Origin of the sequence: Bacteroides sp. An279, from assembly GCF_002159615.1 — a bacterium.
Classification (GTDB): Bacteria; Bacteroidota; Bacteroidia; order Bacteroidales; family Bacteroidaceae; genus Phocaeicola; species Phocaeicola intestinalis.
Genome location: NZ_NFJA01000175.1, coordinates 1 through 2,588, shown reverse-complemented (window position 1 = coordinate 2,588; position 2,588 = coordinate 1). Strand labels below are relative to the sequence as shown.

At 48.1% G+C, this 2,588-nt stretch carries 2 protein-coding genes; both read left to right on the top strand.

Annotated elements, in window-relative coordinates:
• Nucleotides 1-323: ABC transporter permease (locus tag B5F78_RS16340; protein ID WP_140400228.1), on the top strand; the 323-nt coding region annotated here is incomplete at its 5' end.
• A 143-nt stretch (nt 324-466) separates the two neighbouring features.
• Nucleotides 467-2,588, top strand: a 2,122-nt coding sequence (locus B5F78_RS16335; RefSeq protein ID WP_087407241.1) for an ABC transporter permease, incomplete at its 3' end; no start/stop codon positions are given.

Sequence of the window (2,588 nt, the reverse complement as noted above, 5' to 3'; positions counted from 1 at the left end):
TCGGGCTCACCATGTTCGAGAGCGAGTACCGCCGCAAGGAGATAGGCATCCGTAAGATATTCGGAAGCACCACGGGCGAAATCCTCCGCATGTTCAACAAGCGGTACCTATATATACTGATAGGATGCTTCATCGTTGCCGCCCCCTTCGGCTGGTGGATAGGACAGCACTGGCTGGAAGGATTCGCCGAACGCACTCCCATCCGTGCCTGGATATTCCTCGCCTCCTTCCTCCTCGTCACCGCCATCACCATGATTACGGTCACGGTGCAAAGCTGGAAGAATGCCAACGAGAATCCGGCGAACAGTATCAAGACAGAATGAAATAAAGTTCACCACAGATTACACAGATTAATAAATTTAAAACACAGGACCACAGGATACACAGAAATATCAATTAAAAAATCTGTGTAATCTGTGGTGAAAAGAAATCGTAAATAGTAAATCGCAAAATCGTAAATAACCACATGAATACCTTAGCACGCAATTTCTCGCATACCTTCCGGCGCTTCTTCACGGCAAGCGTCCTCAACATCATCGGGCTGGCTATCGCCTTCGCCTCCTTCTTCGTCATCATGACGCAGGTAGACTATGATTTGAATTTCAATAAAGGGTATAAGGATTATGAAAAGATATTCCGCGCCGAATTTAAAGGAGGGGAAGACAGAGACTGGCAAACATGGTTATCCCGTCCGTTTGGAGAAATAATCGAGAACAGTTCTCCCTACGTTGAAGCTGTTTCTAACGCAATGATTTGGAACAGTGGTTACGATTATGAAGTGAACGGACATCTGTTCAACGAAACCACACAAACCGGCTTCGGCAACTTTATAAAGACTTTCCAACCCGAAATGATTGCCGGTTCTGCCGATGCGCTCAACCAAGAAGGGAATATCCTGATTCCCCAATCGATGGCGATACGCTTTTTCGGAAGCACAGACGCCGTAGGTAAAACCATCTTCGAAGGCAAACAAGCGGACAACAAACCGCTGACCATAGGTGGAGTATATAAGGATTTCCCCGAAAACACACAGTTAGGAAACATGCTCCTCAAACCGCTCGACAAGAACGAGAACAAAGACAACTGGAACAATTTCAACTATATCTGCTATGTACGCCTAAGCGATGCCACGCAAGCGGAAAGCATCGAGAAAATAGTCAGCCAAAAACTGTTAGAAATGAAACCTTTCACGGGAGGAATCGAACTGAAGGAAGGCACTCCTTTCTTCCGCCTTACTCCCTTATCGGAAGTCCATTTCTCGAAAATAGGGAATAAGAGTGCCAGCAGCCGTACTACGGTCTATCTGCTTATCTGCGTGTCGTTTCTCATCGTCATCATCGCCGCTATCAACTTTATGAATTTCTCGCTTGCCGAAACGCCGATGCGTATCAAAAGCATCAATACGCAAAAAGTGTTAGGGGCAACTACCGGCTCGCTCCGCACCAGCCTGATTATGGAATCGGTGCTCGTCAGCATCCTTGCCTTTGCCCTCAGCCTTGTTTTGATACTGGCTTTGCGCGATTCGGGCGTAGAAGATTTGGTCAGTGCCGACTTGAGTTTAGGCAAACATGTGATTCTCTTAATCGCCACCTTCGGCATCAGTGTATTAATAGGCATACTGGCAGGGCTATATCCATCGTTCTACGTTACCTCTTTCCCTCCTGCCCTCGTACTGAAAGGCTCGTTCGGCTTATCACCCAAGGGACGGAAGTTGCGCACAACACTGGTTTGTTTCCAGTTCTTCATCTCTTTTATGCTGATTATCGCTATCGGTATCATGTATGCTCAAAGCCGATACATCCGCACTTCGGAATACGGTTATGACAAAGATGCCATCATTGTGGGCGAAACAACCAAAGAAGTCAAGCAACAAATGAATGCCGTCGTAGACGAACTGTCACGCATTTCGGGTGTGGAAGGCGTGGCGTTCTCGCAATTCGTTCTCAGTTCATCCGACACTTATATGAGCTGGGGCATCTCCGAAGGAGAACGGACAATGAACTATGAGGTGATGCCAGTAGACTACCGTTACTTGGATGTAATGGGCATCCGCTTGACCGAAGGACGTAATTTTAAATCTACAGACGGCAGCGGATTCATTTTCAACGAAGCCGCAAGAAAGAAATACCCATGGCTCACACTGAACCAGCCTCCATTCCAAAAGAGCATGGCTTTCCCTGTCATAGGTTTCTGCGAGAATATCAAGTTTACCTCGTTCCGCAACGATAACGATGAACGCCCCATGGCTTTCTTCTCTACCAAAGATTTAGGTTGGGAAGGTTGGGAAAACACCGTCAACGTCCGCGTCTCTGCCGGAACAGACAAGGTGGAAATCATCCGTTCGCTGCAGAAGGCAATGGAGAAGTTCACGCCGGGACACGACTTTCATTTCCGCTTTATGGACCAGGTGCTCGACAATGCCTACCGCAACGAGCTGCGCTTCACCCGCCAAATCCTGCTCTTCTCCCTGCTCGCCATTGTCATCAGCATGATAGGCGTGTTCGGGCTCACCATGTTCGAGAGCGAGTACCGCCGCAAGGAGATAGGCATCCGTAAGATATTCGGAAGCACCACGGGCGAAATCCTCC